The sequence below is a fragment of the uncultured Litoreibacter sp. genome (assembly GCF_947487515.1).
In the GTDB taxonomy this organism is placed as follows: Bacteria; Pseudomonadota; Alphaproteobacteria; order Rhodobacterales; family Rhodobacteraceae; genus Litoreibacter.
Window position 1 is genome coordinate 852,906 of sequence record NZ_CANKWO010000001.1, and the last position, 16,483, is coordinate 869,388.

Annotated in this window: 20 protein-coding genes and 1 tRNA gene; 8 read left to right on the top strand and 13 right to left on the bottom strand. The window is 56.9% G+C overall.

Features of this window, described 5'->3' with window-relative positions:
- Positions 1-26: 26 nt before the first annotated feature.
- Genes Q0746_RS04195 through Q0746_RS04210 form a run of 4 tightly spaced genes read right to left on the bottom strand, consistent with a single transcriptional unit; the run spans position 27 to position 2,491 of the window.
- Positions 27-428 (bottom strand): rhodanese-like domain-containing protein, encoded by a 402-nt coding sequence (locus tag Q0746_RS04195; protein WP_298257501.1) that lies wholly within the window; start codon positions 426-428, stop codon positions 27-29.
- Positions 429-443: 15 nt separating this feature from the next.
- Complete coding sequence (locus tag Q0746_RS04200; RefSeq protein WP_298257503.1) at positions 444-1,334, bottom strand: DMT family transporter; 891 nt, start codon at positions 1,332-1,334, stop codon at positions 444-446.
- Between the two features lie 46 nt (positions 1,335-1,380).
- Positions 1,381-2,289, bottom strand: a complete 909-nt coding sequence (locus tag Q0746_RS04205) for a fatty acid desaturase (RefSeq protein WP_298257505.1) — start codon at positions 2,287-2,289, stop codon at positions 1,381-1,383.
- The gene (locus tag Q0746_RS04210) at positions 2,279-2,491 is read right to left on the bottom strand and encodes a DUF2061 domain-containing protein (protein WP_298257506.1); all 213 of its coding nucleotides are present in this window, start codon (positions 2,489-2,491) and stop codon (positions 2,279-2,281) included. Before Q0746_RS04210 ends, Q0746_RS04205 begins: the two co-directional genes overlap by 11 nt.
- 101 nt (positions 2,492-2,592) lie before the next feature.
- Between Q0746_RS04210 and Q0746_RS04215 the strand changes: the two genes are divergently transcribed.
- Positions 2,593-3,453, top strand: coding sequence for a helix-turn-helix transcriptional regulator (locus Q0746_RS04215; protein WP_298257508.1), 861 nt, complete (start codon positions 2,593-2,595; stop codon positions 3,451-3,453).
- 47 nt (positions 3,454-3,500) lie between these two features.
- Here Q0746_RS04215 and Q0746_RS04220 read toward each other — a convergent pair whose 3' ends face one another.
- Together Q0746_RS04220 and Q0746_RS04225 are read right to left on the bottom strand one after the other, a co-directional pair.
- On the bottom strand, positions 3,501-4,247 hold the full coding sequence (locus tag Q0746_RS04220; RefSeq protein ID WP_298257510.1) for an SDR family oxidoreductase: 747 nt from the start codon (positions 4,245-4,247) through the stop codon (positions 3,501-3,503).
- Positions 4,244-5,698, bottom strand: coding sequence for a carnitine 3-dehydrogenase (locus Q0746_RS04225; protein WP_298257512.1), 1,455 nt, complete (start codon positions 5,696-5,698; stop codon positions 4,244-4,246). The genes Q0746_RS04220 and Q0746_RS04225 overlap by 4 nt, the downstream gene beginning before the upstream one ends.
- Before the next feature lie 57 nt (positions 5,699-5,755).
- Between Q0746_RS04225 and Q0746_RS04230 the strand changes: the two genes are divergently transcribed.
- Entirely contained in the window at positions 5,756-6,145 is a 390-nt protein-coding gene (locus Q0746_RS04230; RefSeq protein ID WP_298257515.1) for a hypothetical protein, read from the top strand.
- A 2-nt stretch (positions 6,146-6,147) separates the two neighbouring features.
- Here Q0746_RS04230 and Q0746_RS04235 read toward each other — a convergent pair whose 3' ends face one another.
- The 3 genes from Q0746_RS04235 to Q0746_RS04245 all read right to left on the bottom strand — a co-directional run bounded on the left by Q0746_RS04235 (position 6,148) and on the right by Q0746_RS04245 (position 8,702).
- Positions 6,148-6,663, bottom strand: a complete 516-nt coding sequence (locus Q0746_RS04235; protein WP_298257517.1) for a lipocalin family protein — start codon at positions 6,661-6,663, stop codon at positions 6,148-6,150.
- Entirely contained in the window at positions 6,660-7,571 is a 912-nt protein-coding gene (locus Q0746_RS04240; RefSeq protein ID WP_298257519.1) for a 3-keto-5-aminohexanoate cleavage protein, read from the bottom strand. Before Q0746_RS04240 ends, Q0746_RS04235 begins: the two co-directional genes overlap by 4 nt.
- A 90-nt stretch (positions 7,572-7,661) precedes the next feature.
- Complete coding sequence (locus tag Q0746_RS04245; protein ID WP_298257521.1) at positions 7,662-8,702, bottom strand: aldo/keto reductase; 1,041 nt, start codon at positions 8,700-8,702, stop codon at positions 7,662-7,664.
- A gap of 165 nt (positions 8,703-8,867) precedes the next feature.
- Between Q0746_RS04245 and Q0746_RS04250 the strand changes: the two genes are divergently transcribed.
- Positions 8,868-9,461: a YceI family protein gene (locus Q0746_RS04250; protein WP_298257523.1), complete on the top strand. Its 594-nt coding sequence runs from the start codon at positions 8,868-8,870 to the stop codon at positions 9,459-9,461.
- Here Q0746_RS04250 and Q0746_RS04255 read toward each other — a convergent pair.
- Positions 9,458-9,976, bottom strand: a complete 519-nt coding sequence (locus Q0746_RS04255; protein WP_298257525.1) for a hypothetical protein — start codon at positions 9,974-9,976, stop codon at positions 9,458-9,460. The genes Q0746_RS04250 and Q0746_RS04255 overlap by 4 nt on opposite strands.
- A 162-nt stretch (positions 9,977-10,138) precedes the next feature.
- On the opposite strand from Q0746_RS04255, the gene Q0746_RS04260 reads away from it, so the two are divergent.
- On the top strand, positions 10,139-11,362 hold the full coding sequence (locus Q0746_RS04260) for an MFS transporter (RefSeq protein ID WP_298257527.1): 1,224 nt from the start codon (positions 10,139-10,141) through the stop codon (positions 11,360-11,362).
- An 81-nt stretch (positions 11,363-11,443) separates the two neighbouring features.
- Entirely contained in the window at positions 11,444-13,162 is a 1,719-nt protein-coding gene (gene metG / locus Q0746_RS04265) for a methionine--tRNA ligase (RefSeq protein ID WP_298257529.1), read from the top strand.
- Here the strand turns inward: metG and Q0746_RS04270 are convergent.
- The gene (locus Q0746_RS04270; protein WP_298257531.1) at positions 13,159-13,587 is read right to left on the bottom strand and encodes a YqaA family protein; all 429 of its coding nucleotides are present in this window, start codon (positions 13,585-13,587) and stop codon (positions 13,159-13,161) included. The two genes, metG and Q0746_RS04270, sit on opposite strands and share 4 nt — an antisense overlap.
- Positions 13,588-13,809: 222 nt before the next feature.
- On the opposite strand from Q0746_RS04270, the gene Q0746_RS04275 reads away from it, so the two are divergent.
- Together Q0746_RS04275 and Q0746_RS04280 are read left to right on the top strand one after the other, a co-directional pair.
- The gene (locus Q0746_RS04275; RefSeq protein ID WP_298257533.1) at positions 13,810-14,274 is read left to right on the top strand and encodes a tetratricopeptide repeat protein; all 465 of its coding nucleotides are present in this window, start codon (positions 13,810-13,812) and stop codon (positions 14,272-14,274) included.
- Positions 14,275-14,355: 81 nt separating this feature from the next.
- Positions 14,356-14,441: transfer RNA gene (locus Q0746_RS04280), tRNA-Leu, on the top strand.
- A gap of 85 nt (positions 14,442-14,526) precedes the next feature.
- On the opposite strand, the gene Q0746_RS04285 is transcribed toward Q0746_RS04280, so the two are convergent.
- Entirely contained in the window at positions 14,527-14,841 is a 315-nt protein-coding gene (locus tag Q0746_RS04285; protein ID WP_298257535.1) for a DUF6280 family protein, read from the bottom strand.
- A gap of 216 nt (positions 14,842-15,057) precedes the next feature.
- Here Q0746_RS04285 and efp point away from each other — a divergent pair, with 216 nt between their 5' ends.
- Entirely contained in the window at positions 15,058-15,621 is a 564-nt protein-coding gene (gene efp / locus Q0746_RS04290) for an elongation factor P (RefSeq protein WP_298257537.1), read from the top strand.
- Between the two features lie 4 nt (positions 15,622-15,625).
- Here efp and Q0746_RS04295 read toward each other — a convergent pair whose 3' ends face one another.
- The gene (locus Q0746_RS04295) at positions 15,626-16,483 is read right to left on the bottom strand and encodes an alpha-1,2-fucosyltransferase (protein ID WP_298257539.1); all 858 of its coding nucleotides are present in this window, start codon (positions 16,481-16,483) and stop codon (positions 15,626-15,628) included.

Here is a 16,483-nt window from a genome sequence, read left to right on the forward strand (position 1 = left end):
CAAATATGAAAAATTTTTGACCGCTTCTACCGCTCTTGCGAGCCGCCTCGGTCCACCGGTCCCCCCTGCGCCTCCCAAGTGGAAAACCCCTCGCGAAGATGGGCGGCACTGAACCCCATGTCGTTCAAAGTTGCCACAGTCAGCGCAGAACGCCACCCAGAGGCACAATGAAACACAAACTTCTTATCTTGGGCGAAAACATCTTTGAAATAAGGGCTGTCGGGGTCCACCCAGAATTCAGCCATGCCGCGCGGGCAGTGAAAGCTTCGCGGAATTGAGCCGCTACGCTGGCGTTCGCGGACATCTCGCAAATCAACAATGACCACATCTGGATCATCCACCATCGCAATGGCATCTTTGGTTTCGATTTCTTCGATCCGCTCTCTTGCCTGCGCAACCATTTGTGCCGCCGATACTTTCAATGCCATGTCCAAGCGCCTTCCCTACAATGCGGCGACCAGCACCAGAATACTGATCACAATTAACGCAATCCCCGCCAATTCCTTGCTCGTGCTGCGTTCCTTAAAGATGAAATAGGACGCCAAAAAGGTGAAGACCAATTCGACCTGACCCACTGCCTTCACATAGGCCGCGTTTTGCAGCGCAAAGGCCGTGAACCAACCGAACGAGCCGCACATCGACGTCACACCAACCATCGACGACACCCGCCATGATGCCACCACGCGGCCGATCTCGCCCTTATCGCGCCAAGCAAGCCACGCCGCCATAATCAGCGTCTGATAGGCAGTGACAATCGCCAAGGTCACACCCGCGCGCACAATCACATCGGCACTGTCGATCTGCAACGCCGCACCACGGTACCCTACCGCCGACACTCCGAAAAACAGCCCAGACCCGAGGCCAAACCCCGCTGCCTTGTTGAAAAACCGCGCACCGCCTTTGGGCGGGTCAGACAGCAGAACGACGCCAATGAACCCGATGGCAATCGCCAGAACGCCCAAGGATGAGATCCCCTCGCCCAAGACAATCAGCCCCATCAGGGCGGTCAGCACCACCTCGGTTTTCTTGAACACGATGCCGACCGCGAAATTGCGCTCGGCGAATAGGGCCACGACGCAGGCTGTGGCAAGAATTTGGCCGATCCCCCCCGACAGGGCATGACCCCAAAACGTTGCATTGAGAGCCGGAAAGGAATTGCCCGTGACAAACAGGTAGCCCCAAACGGTTAACGCGATAAAAGGGCTTGAAAACAAGAACCGCGAAAACGTTGCACCACCGGTCGACAACTTCGTTGCCTTGAGATGCTTTTGCAGCATGAAACGCAAGTTTTGCATGAAGGCCGCAAATACCGAAACGTATATCCATAGGGCCATTTGTCTCTCCAAGCGCTGCCTGTCGCTTGTCTATACCTGTTCGACATTAGGCGTCTAGGTTCTCTTGTTCTCGGCGTAGCAACGGATGCGCAACTGGGTCTTTTGACCACAACAGATGGCGCATAAAGACCGTGGCATATGACGGGTACAGGTAGCGATCATTGCAGGCCAAAAAGCGGTCCCGCTGCGCACGGTAGGTGTGGGGCAGATCATACCAAGACACCTGCGGATGCATGTGGTGCACGGCGTGCAGGTTGTTGTTCAGGAACAAGAGCGCCAATGGCCCGCGATCCTCAATGATAACCGAGCGTGCGCGGCATTGCTCATGCGCGCGGTGCTCTAGGAATGTCCTGATTTTTAGCAGCGACACCCCCAAATAGGCCGCGACAAGATAGGCCCAGACAGGCATCGGGGACTGGAAGACAAGCCACAACACACCAGCCGCCCCAACTAGATGCGCCGCCCAACTTCTGGCAATCTTGGTGCCCCCCTCTCCCATATCTGCGCGCAAGAAGGCCCACTGCCCCAAGAATGGCCCGATCAACATCCGCCCAGCCAGCGTGTTGTTTAGCTTCAGGATGGCTTTGTGCCAGCCAGGCTGACCCTCCCAATCCTTTTGCGTCAGAAAGTTGGTTTCCGGATCATCATAGGGATCGGTTAAATTGGCATCGCGGTGGTGGGCCAGATGCGTGTCGCGAAAGCGGCCATAGGGGATGAATAGGTTCAAAGACGGGCGCACCATAAGGGCATTCAACCATTGCCAAGCTGTCGGGTGACCGTGAAGGGCTTCGTGCTGCAAAGAGGCTTGCTGTGCGACAGTTACCCCAGCCAGCAAGACCGCAGCCGTCAAGGACCACTCAGACAGCCAGAACACCGCCCCGCCCCAAGCTGCATAGGTGGCGGCCAAGACGACCAATGTTGGCCATTCAATCAATACCGCGCGTTTACCTGTCACGGCGCCCCGTGCCCCAAGATATTCGCGCCCAAACCCGCTCGTAGATCACATAGCAGATCAATCCCAAGGCCGAATTGACGAAGGCCATGCCACTCCCCAAGGCCAACGACCCCGTTGACGCATAGCCCACACCGATCATCATGACGAAGCCCAACAAGGTCCAAAGCACGGCCTTCACCACGCTGCGCGATTTGCTTTCCATATAATCCCTTTCAGAATGCCATTGGGATAGCGCGCGGTAGCGGAGTGGGGCCATCCTGTAGATGGTTCACATTTTCAAGCATTGGTGATATAATTAAACGTATGCTTGAAATTATGGACAAACGAGACCGTGCAGAGCTGTTTCGCTCCCGCATCGCCATCGCCATGGACAATGGCCATGTGAGCCAAAGCGCCTTGGCTCGGGCGATTGGTGTCGACCGCTCGACCGTATCTCAATTGCTGAAATCCGAAACGGCACGGCTGCCGAACGCGCAGGTCGTGGGGGAATGCGCACGCGTGCTAGGTGTTTCTGCGGATTGGTTGCTGGGCCTCACTGACCGACCGGAACTTGCCGCCGATCTCATGGCCACAGCCCTGACGTTTTCTGAGGCCCCGCGGGCCTTGGCAGACGAGCAAATCTATAACTGGCACCGCGAAGCCGAGGGCTATAAAATTCGACATGTCCCCGCCAGCCTGCCCGATATGTTAAAGACCCGCGAGATGTTGGAGTGGGAGTATTCCCCACATCTAGGTCGCACAACAGAGCAAGCCATCGGCGCCTCCGAGGACAAGCTGGCGTGGATGCTTGGCGCACAGTCCGACTATGAAATCGCGGTGCCCTTGCATGAGCTTTACGCAATGTCGAAAGGTCACGGGTATTACGAAGGCCTCCCGGTTCACATTCGTCGGGGGCAGCTGAACCGTCTGTTGGAATTGCACGAACTGCTGTACCCGTCCTTGCGCCTTCATGCTTTCGATGCGCGAAAGCTGTATTCGGCACCTGTCACGATTTTCGGGCCAAAACTGGCAGTCATTTATTTGGGCAGAAACTACCTCGCATTCCGTGATCGTGAGCGGGTACAGGCCATCACCGCACATTTTGACGGGCTGGTACGAGAGGCAGATCTATCGTCCAGAGACATGCCCAAACTGCTCCAAAACTTAGTTGATGCAATGGATTAATTAATCCGCGTTAACAATTGATAATAAATGATTAAATCGCAAGAAGATCAAATCTTTGGATCAGGGTTTTCTGTGTGTCCATCCACAGCGATCACTTGCCCGCATACCATTCGCGCCGCGTCTGATCCCAGAAAGACCGCCATATCGGCGATATCCGATGCCTCCACAAAGCGGCGCATAGATGTCCCCGACGCATACCCATCATAGACTTGGTCGCGGGTCATGCCTTTGGCTGCCGCTTCGCGCTCCAACACCCCCTCCATGCGTGCGCCTTCAACCGCGCCAGGACATATTGCATTGGCGCGGATGCCATGGGGCCCCAGCTCCATCGCCAGAGTTTTCATCAACCCGATGATCCCCCATTTCGCCGCCGCATAGGGCGCGCGATTGGGATAGCCGTAAAGGCCCGCCGTCGAGGACGTCAGGATAATCGACCCTCCGCATTGGCGCTTCATCATCGGGGCGGCATGTTTCGCCGCCAAGAACGCCCCCTCCAAATTGACCGAAACGCAGCGATGCCAATCGGCAAGCTCCACATCCTCAATCGCGGCCGTAGGCCCCGCAATTCCCGCATTGGCGCAGAGCACATCGAGCCCGCCCCATTCGGCCTCCACTGCCGCAAAGAGCGCCGACATTCCAGCAGCGTCGCAGGCATCCACCACCGAGGAGTTCCAATCGGCAGGCACCTGCGAGACATCCAAATCCGTGACCCAGACCTGCGCGCCCACGGCCGCGAAGGCCGCCCCCATAGCATGCCCGATACCAGAGCCGCCCGCTGTAATGAGAACCCTCATCGCTTGCCGACCGCCGCCCCCGCACCTTCGGGGACCGCTAGCTCTGCATGGGCCTTGGCGATCTGGGATAATTTCGCCGCGATCTCCGTCGATGGCTCGGACGCGCGACGGGTCTTAAGCGACACATGGATCAGCATATGCTCCCCTGTTGCCAACAGCCGTTCGCCGTCAAACATGCGGTGGAACAGGTGCATTTTCTTGCCCTGCCCGTGCAGGACTTGGGTGTCCACGTGAATTCGCGTGCCCGCATGCACCTCGTCGACGTGGCGTATGTGGGTTTCCGCCGTGAAGTAGCTGCCACCAGAGGCGATGTAATCCGCGTCGCAGCCGATCATCTCCATGAAGCGGTCCGTCGCGTCGCCAAATGCCTGCAAGTACCGCGCCTCATTCATATGGCCGTTGTAATCCGTCCAATCGAGGGGCACCGCGCGTTGCACGGTCAGGATCGGCGTTGAAACATCTCCAAGCGCGGGTTTGGCAGGGTCTATACGGTTCAACACTGCGCCGGCGCCGTAATCCTGCGCCTTGAGCGCGCGCATGATCGAGACAAGGTTATTGTCGCGGATACGCTCCAACTCGCGGATGCTAAACGCGCCGGACTGCGCATCGGACTGGCTGGCGATTTGGTCCACCAACTCATCCGTCAATTCCGGCACATCCATCAACTTGGTCCATGGCCATTCCAGACATGGACCAAACTGCTCGATGAAGTGCTTCATACCAGCCTCGCCACCGGCAATGCGGTAGGTCTCAAACAGGCCCATCTGCGCCCAGCGCAGACCAAAGCCCATGCGGATGGCTTCGTCAATTTCCTCCGTGGTGGCGATGCCGTCTTTGATCAGCCACAAGGCTTCACGCCACACCGCTTCTAGAAATCGATCCGCGATATGGGCGTCGATTTCCTTGCGCACATGCAACGGGAAACACCCGATGGAGGTCAGAATATCCTTGGTCCGTTGGATCATGCCTGCACCATTGGCAGGGCTTGGCACCACCTCGATCAGCGGCAAAAGATAGACGGGGTTGAACGGATGGGTGACCACGATCTGCTCGGGGCGCGCCGCGCCCTCTTGTAGCTGCGACGGCTTGAACCCCGAAGTCGAAGAGCCAATCACCGCATCCTCGCGGCAGGCAGCCTGCACCTGTGCGAAAACCTTGTGCTTGATGTCCAAGCGTTCCGGCACGCTTTCTTGGATCCAGTCAGCGGGACCTACCGCCTCGGCCAAATCCGCGTGAAAGCTTATCTGCCCTTCATCCGGCATCGCCCCGTCGGACAGGCCTGGCAACGAGCGGCGGGCGTTGGCCAGCACCTCGTTCATCTTGCGTTCAGCCTCTGGGTCGGGGTCAAACACCCGCACGTCCCAGCCCATAAGCAAGAACCGCGCGGCCCAACCGCCCCCGATAACCCCGCCACCTAGGATTGCAGCTGTTTTCACTTTTATCTTCGACATCATAGTGCTTTCCTGCTTGCGGATATGAGGGCCCAACGACTATTTCTGGAGTTATTGATGAATTTCTTACGCGACCTGCCTAACACCGAATTTGTGTTTGATGGCACAGTCGAAGACCTGCTGACCGGCTTGCAGCCCGGACCTTCCGGAACAACAGTCGTCGCATCGGGGATGTGGTTCGACTATGATAGCCCAGATTATTCGCATTTTGACGCCTACGACGCCGCTTTCGACCGGATCGGAGCCAAGATAAACAAGGCCTTGGGCGAAATCGCCAACCGCAAGCTTGGCTTTGACGAAGAAAGCTTCGAGCCGGTTCCAATGCTGATGAGGCACGACATCTTTGCAGATTACTTTTTTCATTGGCCCCAAGCCAAACTGATCCTGACCTCGATGCATGAAGATAAAGAACTGCCGATCGAAATCACCTTGATCCGGCTTCCCTGACATCACCTTCTCCTCAGTTGCGTCAGATCATAGCCGTTGAATGCCAAAATCTCCCGCGCGGCCTTAAGGCGGTCCGCGCGCAGGCTTTTCGTGCGGTTCAGGATCATCCCAAAGCGCCCCGACGGTGTGCCCAAGACCGCCGTGCGGTGGTCCTCGTCGACCCAGATCACCCAGATCGGGTCTGCGCCCTCTTGAGTCAGGCGCCCAAACTGTCCGACATTCAATAGCGGCCATTCCGCCCCCTCTGCGTCCGCCGCCAAAGGGGAGATTGCGGCTTGGGGAATGTATCGGTATCCGCCAGCTTCCGCGCGGAAAGTCACGCGACTGATGGCCACTTCGCGCGGGGTCTGCTCAAAGCTTTCAACGACATTCCAATCCCCTGCAAATCGCTTGGCGTCAAAGCGCGTGGAAGAGGTAATCGCCACTGTCGTGTCGCGGAAGCCGTCCGGCACAAAGGCGGGTTGCGGCGCGCAGGCTGCGACCACCAGCAGCCCCAAAAGTGCCCACCACCGCCTCACCCGCGCGGGGCCCGTTTGGTAAGACCCAGCTTTTCGCGCACCATTTCGGGGCCGATGACCTTGGCACCCAAGCGCTCAATGATCTCGACAGAGCGGGTCACCAGATCTGCATTCGTCGCCAATACACCGCGATCCAGCATCAGATTGTCCTCTAGGCCCACGCGCACATTGCCCCCCGCCAAGACGCTGGCGGCGACATATGGCATCTGGTTGCGCCCCAGCCCGAAGGCCGAGAAGGTCCAGTCGTCCGGCACATTGTTCACCATCGCCATGAAGGTATTCAGATCATCCGGCGCGCCCCATGGGACGCCCATGCACAGCTGCACCAAAGCCGGACTGTCGAGCACCCCGTCCTTGACCAGCTGCTTGGCATACCAAAGGTGGCCGGTGTCAAAGGCCTCGATCTCGGGCTTGACGCCAAGCTGGGTCATCATCGTGCCCATAGCCGTCAGCATGCCCGGTGTGTTGGTCATGACGTAGTCGGCCTCGGCGAAATTCATGGTGCCGCAATCTAGCGTGCAAATCTCGGGCAGGCATTCGGCGATATGGGCGACGCGTTCTTCTGCCCCGATCATGTCGGTGCCATCTGCCACGGGAAGTGGGGCCGCGCTAGAGCCAAAGACAATGTCCCCCCCCATGCCCGCGGTCAGATTCAGCACCACATCCACCTCGGCATCGCGGATACGGTCCGTCACTTCGCGGTACAGTTTCAAATCCCGCGATGGCACGCCCGTTTCAGGGTCGCGCACGTGGCAATGCACCACGGCCGCCCCCGCCTTGGCGGCAGCAATGGCACTCTGTGCAATGTCCTTGGGGGAACGCGGCACATGGGGGCTTTTGTCTTGCGTAGAGCCCGAGCCGGTTACGGCACATGTGATAAACACGTCGCGGTTCATTTCTAACGGCATTAGTGGTCTCCCTTTTAAAGCAGCAGGCAAAATCGCGCTTCCCCCCGCTGGTCCAATTTCGCCAGATTATCGCCCGTAGGCGACATGCGGTTAATATGGCATGGGGTGCGCACGGTGGGCGGCGTTGATGTCGTCCAAGACCGATTGCTCAAGCACCAGATCCTTGCCGGCAATGATATGGTTCATCTGATCCATCGTCGTCGCCCCAAATATCGGGATTGTCGGGAACGGGCGTTGGCAGCACCACGCAAGCGCCATATGAACAGGATCCAGACCATGTTTGGCCGCAATGTCCAGATAGACCTGCGCCACGCCAAGCACCCGATCAGATGCCCGCCCGCCCATTTGCGAATTGATGGACATGCGCGAGCCTTCCGGCATCGCCCCACCTTGATATTTGCCCGTGAGATAGCCAACCGCCAACGGCGAAAACGCCAGAAGCGAGATGTCCTCGTTATGCGACAGCTCCGCCAGATCGGTATCATAGAGGCGGCATAGCAAAGAATATTCGTTCTGGATGCTTTCCATCCGAGGCCCGCCCATACACTCGGCGATTTGCAGCCACATCATGGTGCCCCACGCGCTTTCATTGCTGAGGCCAATATGGCGAATTTTGCCTTCAGCCACCAAGGACTGCAATGCACCCAACACGTCTTCCATATGCGCGACTGTCGCTGCGCGGTTTTGCTTAGACGGGTCATATGTCCAGTTTTGGCGGAACATGTAGCTGCCGCGATTTGGCCAGTGCAGTTGATACAGGTCAATCACGTCGGTTTGCAGGCGCGTCAGCGACCCCTCGACCGCCTCGCGAATGGTTTTCGCCGAGATTTCCTCGCCGTCGCGGATGTAGTTGCCCACTCCTGCCACTTTGGTCGCCAAAACCACCTCATCACGACGCCCCGTCTTGGCAAACCAGTTGCCGATGATCTCTTCGGTCTTGCCCGCATTTTCCTTGTTCATCGGATTTACCGGATAAGCTTCGGCTGTATCGATAAAGTTGATGCCAGCGTCGAGACTGGCCTCGATTTGCGCGAACGCCCCGTCTTGCGAGGTTTGTGTCCCCCATGTCATCGACCCCAAGCAAAGCTGGGAAACCATCAAGTCGGTACGGCCTAGGCGAACTGTTTTCATCGGAGAACTTTCTGTCGAATGAGTGGATATCTGGACGCGGAGCCTACTCACCTTCCTTGTCGTGGCAACCGCAAAAGCAAATGCACCCCACATATCTGTGATGACAATTTGACCACCCGAGCTGCGAAACACGTATAGAGTTCAGGGATCACATCTGGATTTACTATGACCCATTTCACCCGTCGCGCGTTGATCACATCTTTGGCTGCACTCCCCTTTGCAGGTGGTGCCTTTTCGGCCCCCTCCGCCTATGCGTTGCAGCCTCGCAAATCCAATGTGGGCTTTAGCTACCAACTGGCCGGCAAACCCTCAAAGGGCAATATGCCGGTCAAACGCGCTTCGGTGATGATTGACGTGCAAGCCTTGGAAAAATCTTCAATTGATGTGGAGGTCGATGTCAAGCGCGCGAAAACCGGTTTCATCTTTGCCACCGAGGCCCTGAAGGCCGCCTCTGTTCTAGATGCCAAAAACTTCCCGACAATCCGGTTTCGATCCACGACGATCCGCCTCAATGGCAATGGGCGCCTTTCGGATGGGGCGGAAATTGACGGTCGCATGACAATCAAGGGCATCACGCGGCCCGTCACTTTGCAAGCAGCGCTCTTCCGGCAAGCGGGAACACAGGCGAATGACCTGAGCCAGCTCAGCTTTCGTGTCAATGGCCGGATCAGCCGCGCGGCCTTTGGGGCCACGGGCTATGCAGATTTGGTCGATGACGCCATAGAACTGGACATCACCGCCCGCGTGAAGCGGAACTAGGAGGCTTCGATTTCGACCCGCGTCAAGACGCTTTGGTTCAACTCGCGAAACGGGCGGATGTAGCAGGTGACCACGGCCCATCCGCGCTCCATATCCGTCAATCTGGACACAAATGAATGCGGTGAGGCCGTTGGCATGTTGCGTACCTTTTGCGCCATGGCCTGATAGCTTTCGTCGTCATTCCACCCGCGATTTGACGTGCCGCTGATCCGCCCAAGCGCCAGAAAATCTGCCCCCGCCCCCTTGGAGCGCGGCAACAAGTGATCCACATCCTGCCCTTCAGATGTACGCGGCATCACGGCGTCAAACGCGGCGCGGTAACTGGTATATGCGGGCTTCACATAGACCGTAGCCCAATTTTTGCGCACCCGCACAAACACATTGGAAATGCTGCGCTGGCCAATCTGGTAAATCGATACATCTGGCAACATCATATCTTCCGCATCAATTGCCGGAATAGGCCAGAGCACTCCTTGTTGACGCATCATTGCGCCGTATTGTCTTGCAGTGATCATGTTCAACCTCACGAAAATAGAATTAAATAATGCGGGCAGTATTTAGGAAGTTTTCGACACAATCCAGACTTTTTGCCTTCCAGCGACAAATTGGTGACGCGAAATCGCTTGCAGTGTGCAGAGCAACAGGTGAAGCCTAGAACATTGCATAAAGGCAAACGCATGCGTCTTTTGATTTCCTTCGCCGCCCTGTTTTTCTCGGTCGTATTGCTGCAGCTGTCCTCCGGAGGGGTTGGCCCGCTGGACGCCCTATCGGGGCTTACGCTTGACTTCTCCAAGGCGGAGGTCGGCTTGCTTGGATCAGCGCATTTCTTGGGCTTTTTCATCGGCTGCTGGTGGGCGCCACGCGCAATGGGATCGGTCGGACATTCCCGCGCCTTCGCGGCCTTCACGGCAACGGGGGCCATCGGGCTATTGGCCCATATGCTAATTATCAACCCTTATGCTTGGGCGCTAATGCGGATTGCCTCGGGGCTTTGTGTTGCTGGGTGTTATACAGTTATCGAGGCATGGCTGCACTCAAAGGTCACCAATGAGACGCGCGGCCGCGCCATGGGCACTTACCGGTCGGTGGACATGGGGGCGTCTTTGGTCGCGCAATTGATGATCGGTGTGTTGGAACCGGCATCCTACGTGTCCTACAACCTGTTGGCGTTGCTTTGCTGCGCCTCCATCTTGCCGCTGACATTGACCACAGCCCGACCGCCCGACACGCCAAGCGCCCCGCGTTTGCGCCCCATGTTGGCCATCGCACGGTCCCCGCTGGCTGCCGCAGCCGTCGTGGTCGCGGGCCTGAACAGCGCGGCATTTCGGATGGTTGGACCGGTTTATGGTCAAGAGGTGGGGCTGCGGCCTGATCAAATCGGTATCTTCTTGGCGGCATTCGTGGCCGGTGGAGCATTGGCGCAAGTTCCCTCCGGCTGGATTGCAGATAAATACGACCGTCGCTGGGTGCTTATCTGGCTATCGGTGGCGGCAATCCTGTCGAGCGTATTTACCGTGTTTTCGGCCACTGGCGGCACCACAATGGTGTTGCTGGGGGCTGCTGTCTTCGGCTTCACCACCTTCCCGATATTCTCGGTTGCAACCGCACATGCCCATGATTTCGCAAGTTCCGAAGAACGGGTGGAGCTATCCGCCGCACTGATGTTTTTCTACGCGGTGGGAGCCATCGCGTCTCCGCTTGGCGCGTCCAAGCTGATGGAGGCTTTCGGCCCGACCGCATTGTTCATCCTGATGGCGATTGGGCACGGGGTGCTGGTGCTCTTTGGTTTGAACCGGATGCGCGCGCGCGCGACCCCACAACAACGCACGCCCTATATTTACGCCCCGCGCACCTCTTTCACGATCGGTCGGCTGTTAAGACGCCACCGCGACCGCAAATAGCTTAACCTTTTGCGAATTCCAGCACTGGCAGGAGGCGCAGGCTTGGGCTAAACCAGCGCAACACCGGCCAAGGACGATCACATGACGCGCATCCTCATTACCTCTGCCATTCCCTATATCAACGGGATCAAGCACCTCGGGAACCTTGTGGGCTCTCAACTGCCTGCCGACCTTTACGCACGCTACAACCGTGCACGCGGGTCCGAGGTCATGTTCATCTGCGCCACGGACGAGCATGGGACCCCTGCCGAGCTGGCCGCCGCCAAAGCGGGCAAACCGGTCGATGAGTTCTGCGCTGAAATGCACGAGATCCAAGCGGACATTGCCAATCGCTTCGGGCTGTCCTTTGACCACTTCGGGCGGTCGTCCAGCGATCAAAACAAAAAGCTGACACAGCATTTTGCGGGCCGCTTGAAGGCGGAAGGCTACATAGAAGAAGTGTCCGAAAAGCAGGTTTATTCCAACGCCGATGGCCGCTTCTTGCCAGATCGCTACATCGAAGGCACCTGCCCCAACTGCGGCTACGACGGCGCGCGCGGCGACCAATGTGAGAACTGCACCAAACAGCTGGACCCAACCGATCTGATTGATCCGCGGTCTGCGATTTCTGGTTCCACTGATTTGGAGGTCCGTGAGACCAAGCACCTGTACCTGCGCCAGTCCAAGCTGAAAGACCAGCTGGATGCGTGGATCACCTCCAAAGGCGACTGGCCGGTTTTGACGACATCCATCGCAAAGAAATGGCTGCATGACGGCGACGGTCTGCGTGATCGTGGCATCACCCGTGACCTGAACTGGGGCGTACCCGTCAAGGACGGCGACGCTGAGTGGGCTGGCATGGAAGGCAAGGTTTTCTACGTTTGGTTTGATGCGCCGATTGAATATATCGCAGCCACCAAGGAATGGGCCGACGCGCGCGGGCTGGACGACGACGCCTGGGAAAGCTGGTGGCGCACCGATAAGGGCGCTGAAGACGTGCAATATGTGCAATTCATGGGCAAGGACAACGTGCCATTCCACACGCTCAGCTTCCCCGCCACGATCATGGGCTCGGGTGAGCCTTGGAAGCTGGTCGACTACATCAAATCGTTCAACTACCTCAACTATGATGGCGGACAGTTCTCTACCTCCAAAGGGCGCGGCGTTTTCATGGATCAAGCGCTGGAAATCTTGCCCGCCGACTATTGGCGCTGGTGGCTGCTGAGCCATGCCCCCGAAACGTCAGACAGCGAATTCACATGGGAGAACTTTCAATCCTCGGTGAACAAAGACTTGGCGGATGTGCTGGGCAATTTCGTGTCGCGCGTCACTAAATTCTGCAACTCCAAATTCAGCCCCGCCGTGCCCGAGGGCGGAACATATGGCGAGCGCGAACAAGCCCTGATTGCCGATCTCACCACCAAGACACGCGCCTATGAGACCCATATGGCCGCCATGGATGTGCGTAAATCCGCGGCCGAGCTGCGCTCTATTTGGGCTGCGGGGAACGAGTATCTGCAAGAAGTGGCCCCGTGGTCGACCTTTAAAACCGATCCTGAGCAGGCTGCCGCTCAAATTCGCTTGGCGCTAAACCTGATCCGAGTATACGCCGTTTTATCTGCCCCTTTCATTCCTACGGCCTCCGCACAAATGCTGTCGGGCATGAACACTTTGGACATGAGCTGGCCAGACGACCTGGAAGCCGCCCTAGGCGTGCTGCCGGTGGGCCATGAATTTACCGTGCCCGAAGTGCTATTTGCCAAGATCAGCGATGATCAACGCACAGAGTGGGCCGAAAGGTTCTCCGGAACCCGCGACTAAACCCAAGCCAGCGCCACCATGGCCAGCACAAGGTAGCGCCCGAACTTGGCAATCGTGACCAACACCAAAAACGGCCCGATTGGTTCGCGCATAACGCCTGCCACTACGGTAAGCGGGTCACCCACAATTGGCAGCCAGCTTCCCAGCAAGGACCACCGCCCGTAGCGACGATACCGCCACTGCGCACGGGACAATTGCGCCTGAGAGACGGGAAACCAGCGCCGGTTTTGAAACCGCAGCAGAGACCGCCCAAGCGCCCAGTTGATCACCGCACCCAACACGTTCCCGCAAGTCGCTACCGCCAGCAGCGCACCCACAGGATGTTCTCCTGATACAAGTAGTGCGACCAAAACGGCCTCTGATTGCAAAGGCAGGATCGTGGCCGCGATCAGCGCGGATGTGAAAAGGGTGGCATAAGCAATCATTGAGGCTACCCGCTACCACCAAGTTGCCGCAAAGTAGAGCACTACCTGACGGCTGTTCTTCCTGTGTTGACGAAAATCTTACCGCCAGACACTTGACCGATCCCCCCAAAGCCGCGTCAATTACACATGCGCATCTTGTACCTTGCAACAGTCCTGCTGTGTTCGCCTGCCTTTGCGAGTTGCCCGCCCCTGCCCGAGCGGAGCGAGCGGCACAATGCACTCATGGACCTCATCGAAGCCGCCCCCAGTCAAACAGTCGCGCGAGACTTCACCAACGAGTTGTGGGGGATTTGGGCCACCGCCCCCGATGAGACCGCGCAAGAAATTCTGGAACGCGGCATGAACCGCCGCGCGTCCTTTGACCTGACTGGGGCGCTCAGCGACTTCGATACATTGGTGGACTATTGCCCCGATTATGCAGAAGGCTATAACCAGCGCGCTTTTGTGAATTTTATCCGCCAAGACTACGACGCGGCCCTGAAAGACCTGACCAAAGCGGTAGAGTTAATGCCCGACCACATCGGTGCGATCGTAGGGCAAGCCTTGGCGTTGATACAGCTGGGACGAGACCGCGAGGGGCAAATCGCGCTGCGTCGGGCGTTGATCCTGAACCCTTGGCTGCCAGAACGAAACCGCGTGACGCCACTTCCCGATGAAGAAGAAAACGACATAAAAACCGACCTTTGATCTTTAAGCCCCTGCGGCTCCTCGCTATGTTCGCCGCAGATCGCGGCACCAACCCGTTGGTTCAGCGATGGCACGTCGGATGCGGGCGTGGTGGAATGGTAGACACACCAGACTTAAAATCTGTTGGGCGTATGCCCGTGGGGGTTCGAGTCCCCCCGCCCGCACCAAAGTTTCAGATCTTCGCCAGCACCACCCACAAAAAAAGCACGCCCCCAAGGGGGCGCGCTTTTTAACTTAAAGAAGAGATCAAGCTTATGCAGCTTCGGCTTGGTTCCGGCGTTCGCTTTCTTCGCGTGACAGCGCGACAGACGTACGCACACCATTTCCAACAAAGGCCATAAGGCCAGTCACAACACGCTCGTTAGGGTCGATACCTGCGCAGCTAAGCACTTCGCGACCATCGCGTGAGCGAGCCCAACGAGCAATTTGCTCTGGACCGTTTCCATATTTTTTATCATCCGCAATCGCATCATCGAGTGCGGCCAGAACGACGGCAGCAAACAGCTTTCGCGCGCGTTGTCCTTGTTCAAAGTTGAAAGCGTTGCCATCAACGAAATCAGCAGCCATTTCGTTTCCTTTGTTTTTGCTCTTGTATCTTTGGGCGTGAAGCTGGTTGTGACACATACTGTCCGATTCGTCATTGCATTTATGGAATACCACCCATGCGCTTTTTGCATAGCTAATCTTCATGCTTAACCGTATTTAGTCTTCTTGCCTCCGTATTGCTCCCCAGATATAGGTTTGATCCGAACACAATCAACCTTTTGCCAAGGAAATGACACAATGCCTAAAGTTAACGGAAACGAAATCCGCGGTGGCAATGTATTGGAACATAACGGTGGACTATGGGTCGCCGTTAAGGTGGACCATGTAAAGCCCGGCAAAGGCGGTGCCTTTGCCCAAGTCGAAATGAAGAACCTGCGCAACGGCTCGAAATTGAACGAACGTTTCCGTAGTGCCGACAAAGTTGAAAAAGTCCGGTTGGAGCAAAAAGACCAACAGTTCCTGTATGAAACTGACGGCATGTTGACCTTCATGGACACTGAAACCTACGAGCAAATCGAACTGCCCGCCGACCTTCTGGGCGAACGCCGCCCCTTCTTGCAGGACGGCATGATTGCCGTCGTCGAGTTCCACGAGTCTGAAGCTCTAAATGCTACTCTCCCTCAAAAGGTAACATGCAAGGTGGTCGAAACCGAACCTGCGATCAAAGGTCAAACCGCCTCTAAAAGCTTTAAACCCGCGGTGTTGGACAATGGCGTTCGCATGATGATCCCACCCTTTGTAGGTGTCGACGAAGACATCATCGTCGACACAGAATCGATGGAATACTCAGAGCGGGCCTAAGTTCTTAGACCGCGATCCAACGATCTGGCAAAATATCCGGATTGGCCAACTTTGGATCATTAAACCATTTCGCAGGCCCGACCACACGTGCGTCGGGCTTGCGGTCCAACCACCCCCCCCACCATGAAAACGTCGAGTTTGCGATCACATGATCAGTGCAACACGACATCAACCGCAAGTCTTCATAGTGCTTGTCAGGGCCGTTGTGACCCACCGCCGTCATGTCGTAGGGAAGTTTCAGATTTTCGCGAACCCACTCCGGATCATCGGAAAACACAAAAACTTTGATATCGCCTACACCTTCCGACAATTTCGCCAGCGCCCGCAAGTAATAGGCTTCATCGCATGTGGCATAGGTTGCGTTGGATTTTGGCGTCCCGAGGTAATCCCCGCGGCGCATGTGCAACGAGACGCTGTGACCGGCCCCGACGATGCGATCGGCAAATTCCGCATTTTGTGTGTCCGCTGGCGTAATGATCCGTAGCTCATCACCTAATTCATCAAGAACATCCGCGAAGTATTTCTCGGACTGAAAATACCCGTGCAAATAGCTGTTGTCTGGAGCTTCTTTGATGCTTCCCTGAAATGCCAGCCCCCGCTCTCGCAGGAACTTGGGATTGCGTCCAAAGGCTCGCCAAAATGCATATTTCAATCGCTGGTCTTTCCCAGGTGGTAGGCTCTTTGGGTCTGCAATGGCAGCGTTGATGTTAAAGTGGTCCAAAGCAAACGCCCAATGCGACCCCGGGGGTGCAAGCCGCGTATCCAACACCAACTCGGTCTCGAGCCGTAAAGAGACCGCACGCGCTGTCGCATATTGAAAGAGTTGGTTCCCTAAACCGCCAAACACTCTGCTGTAAATCAT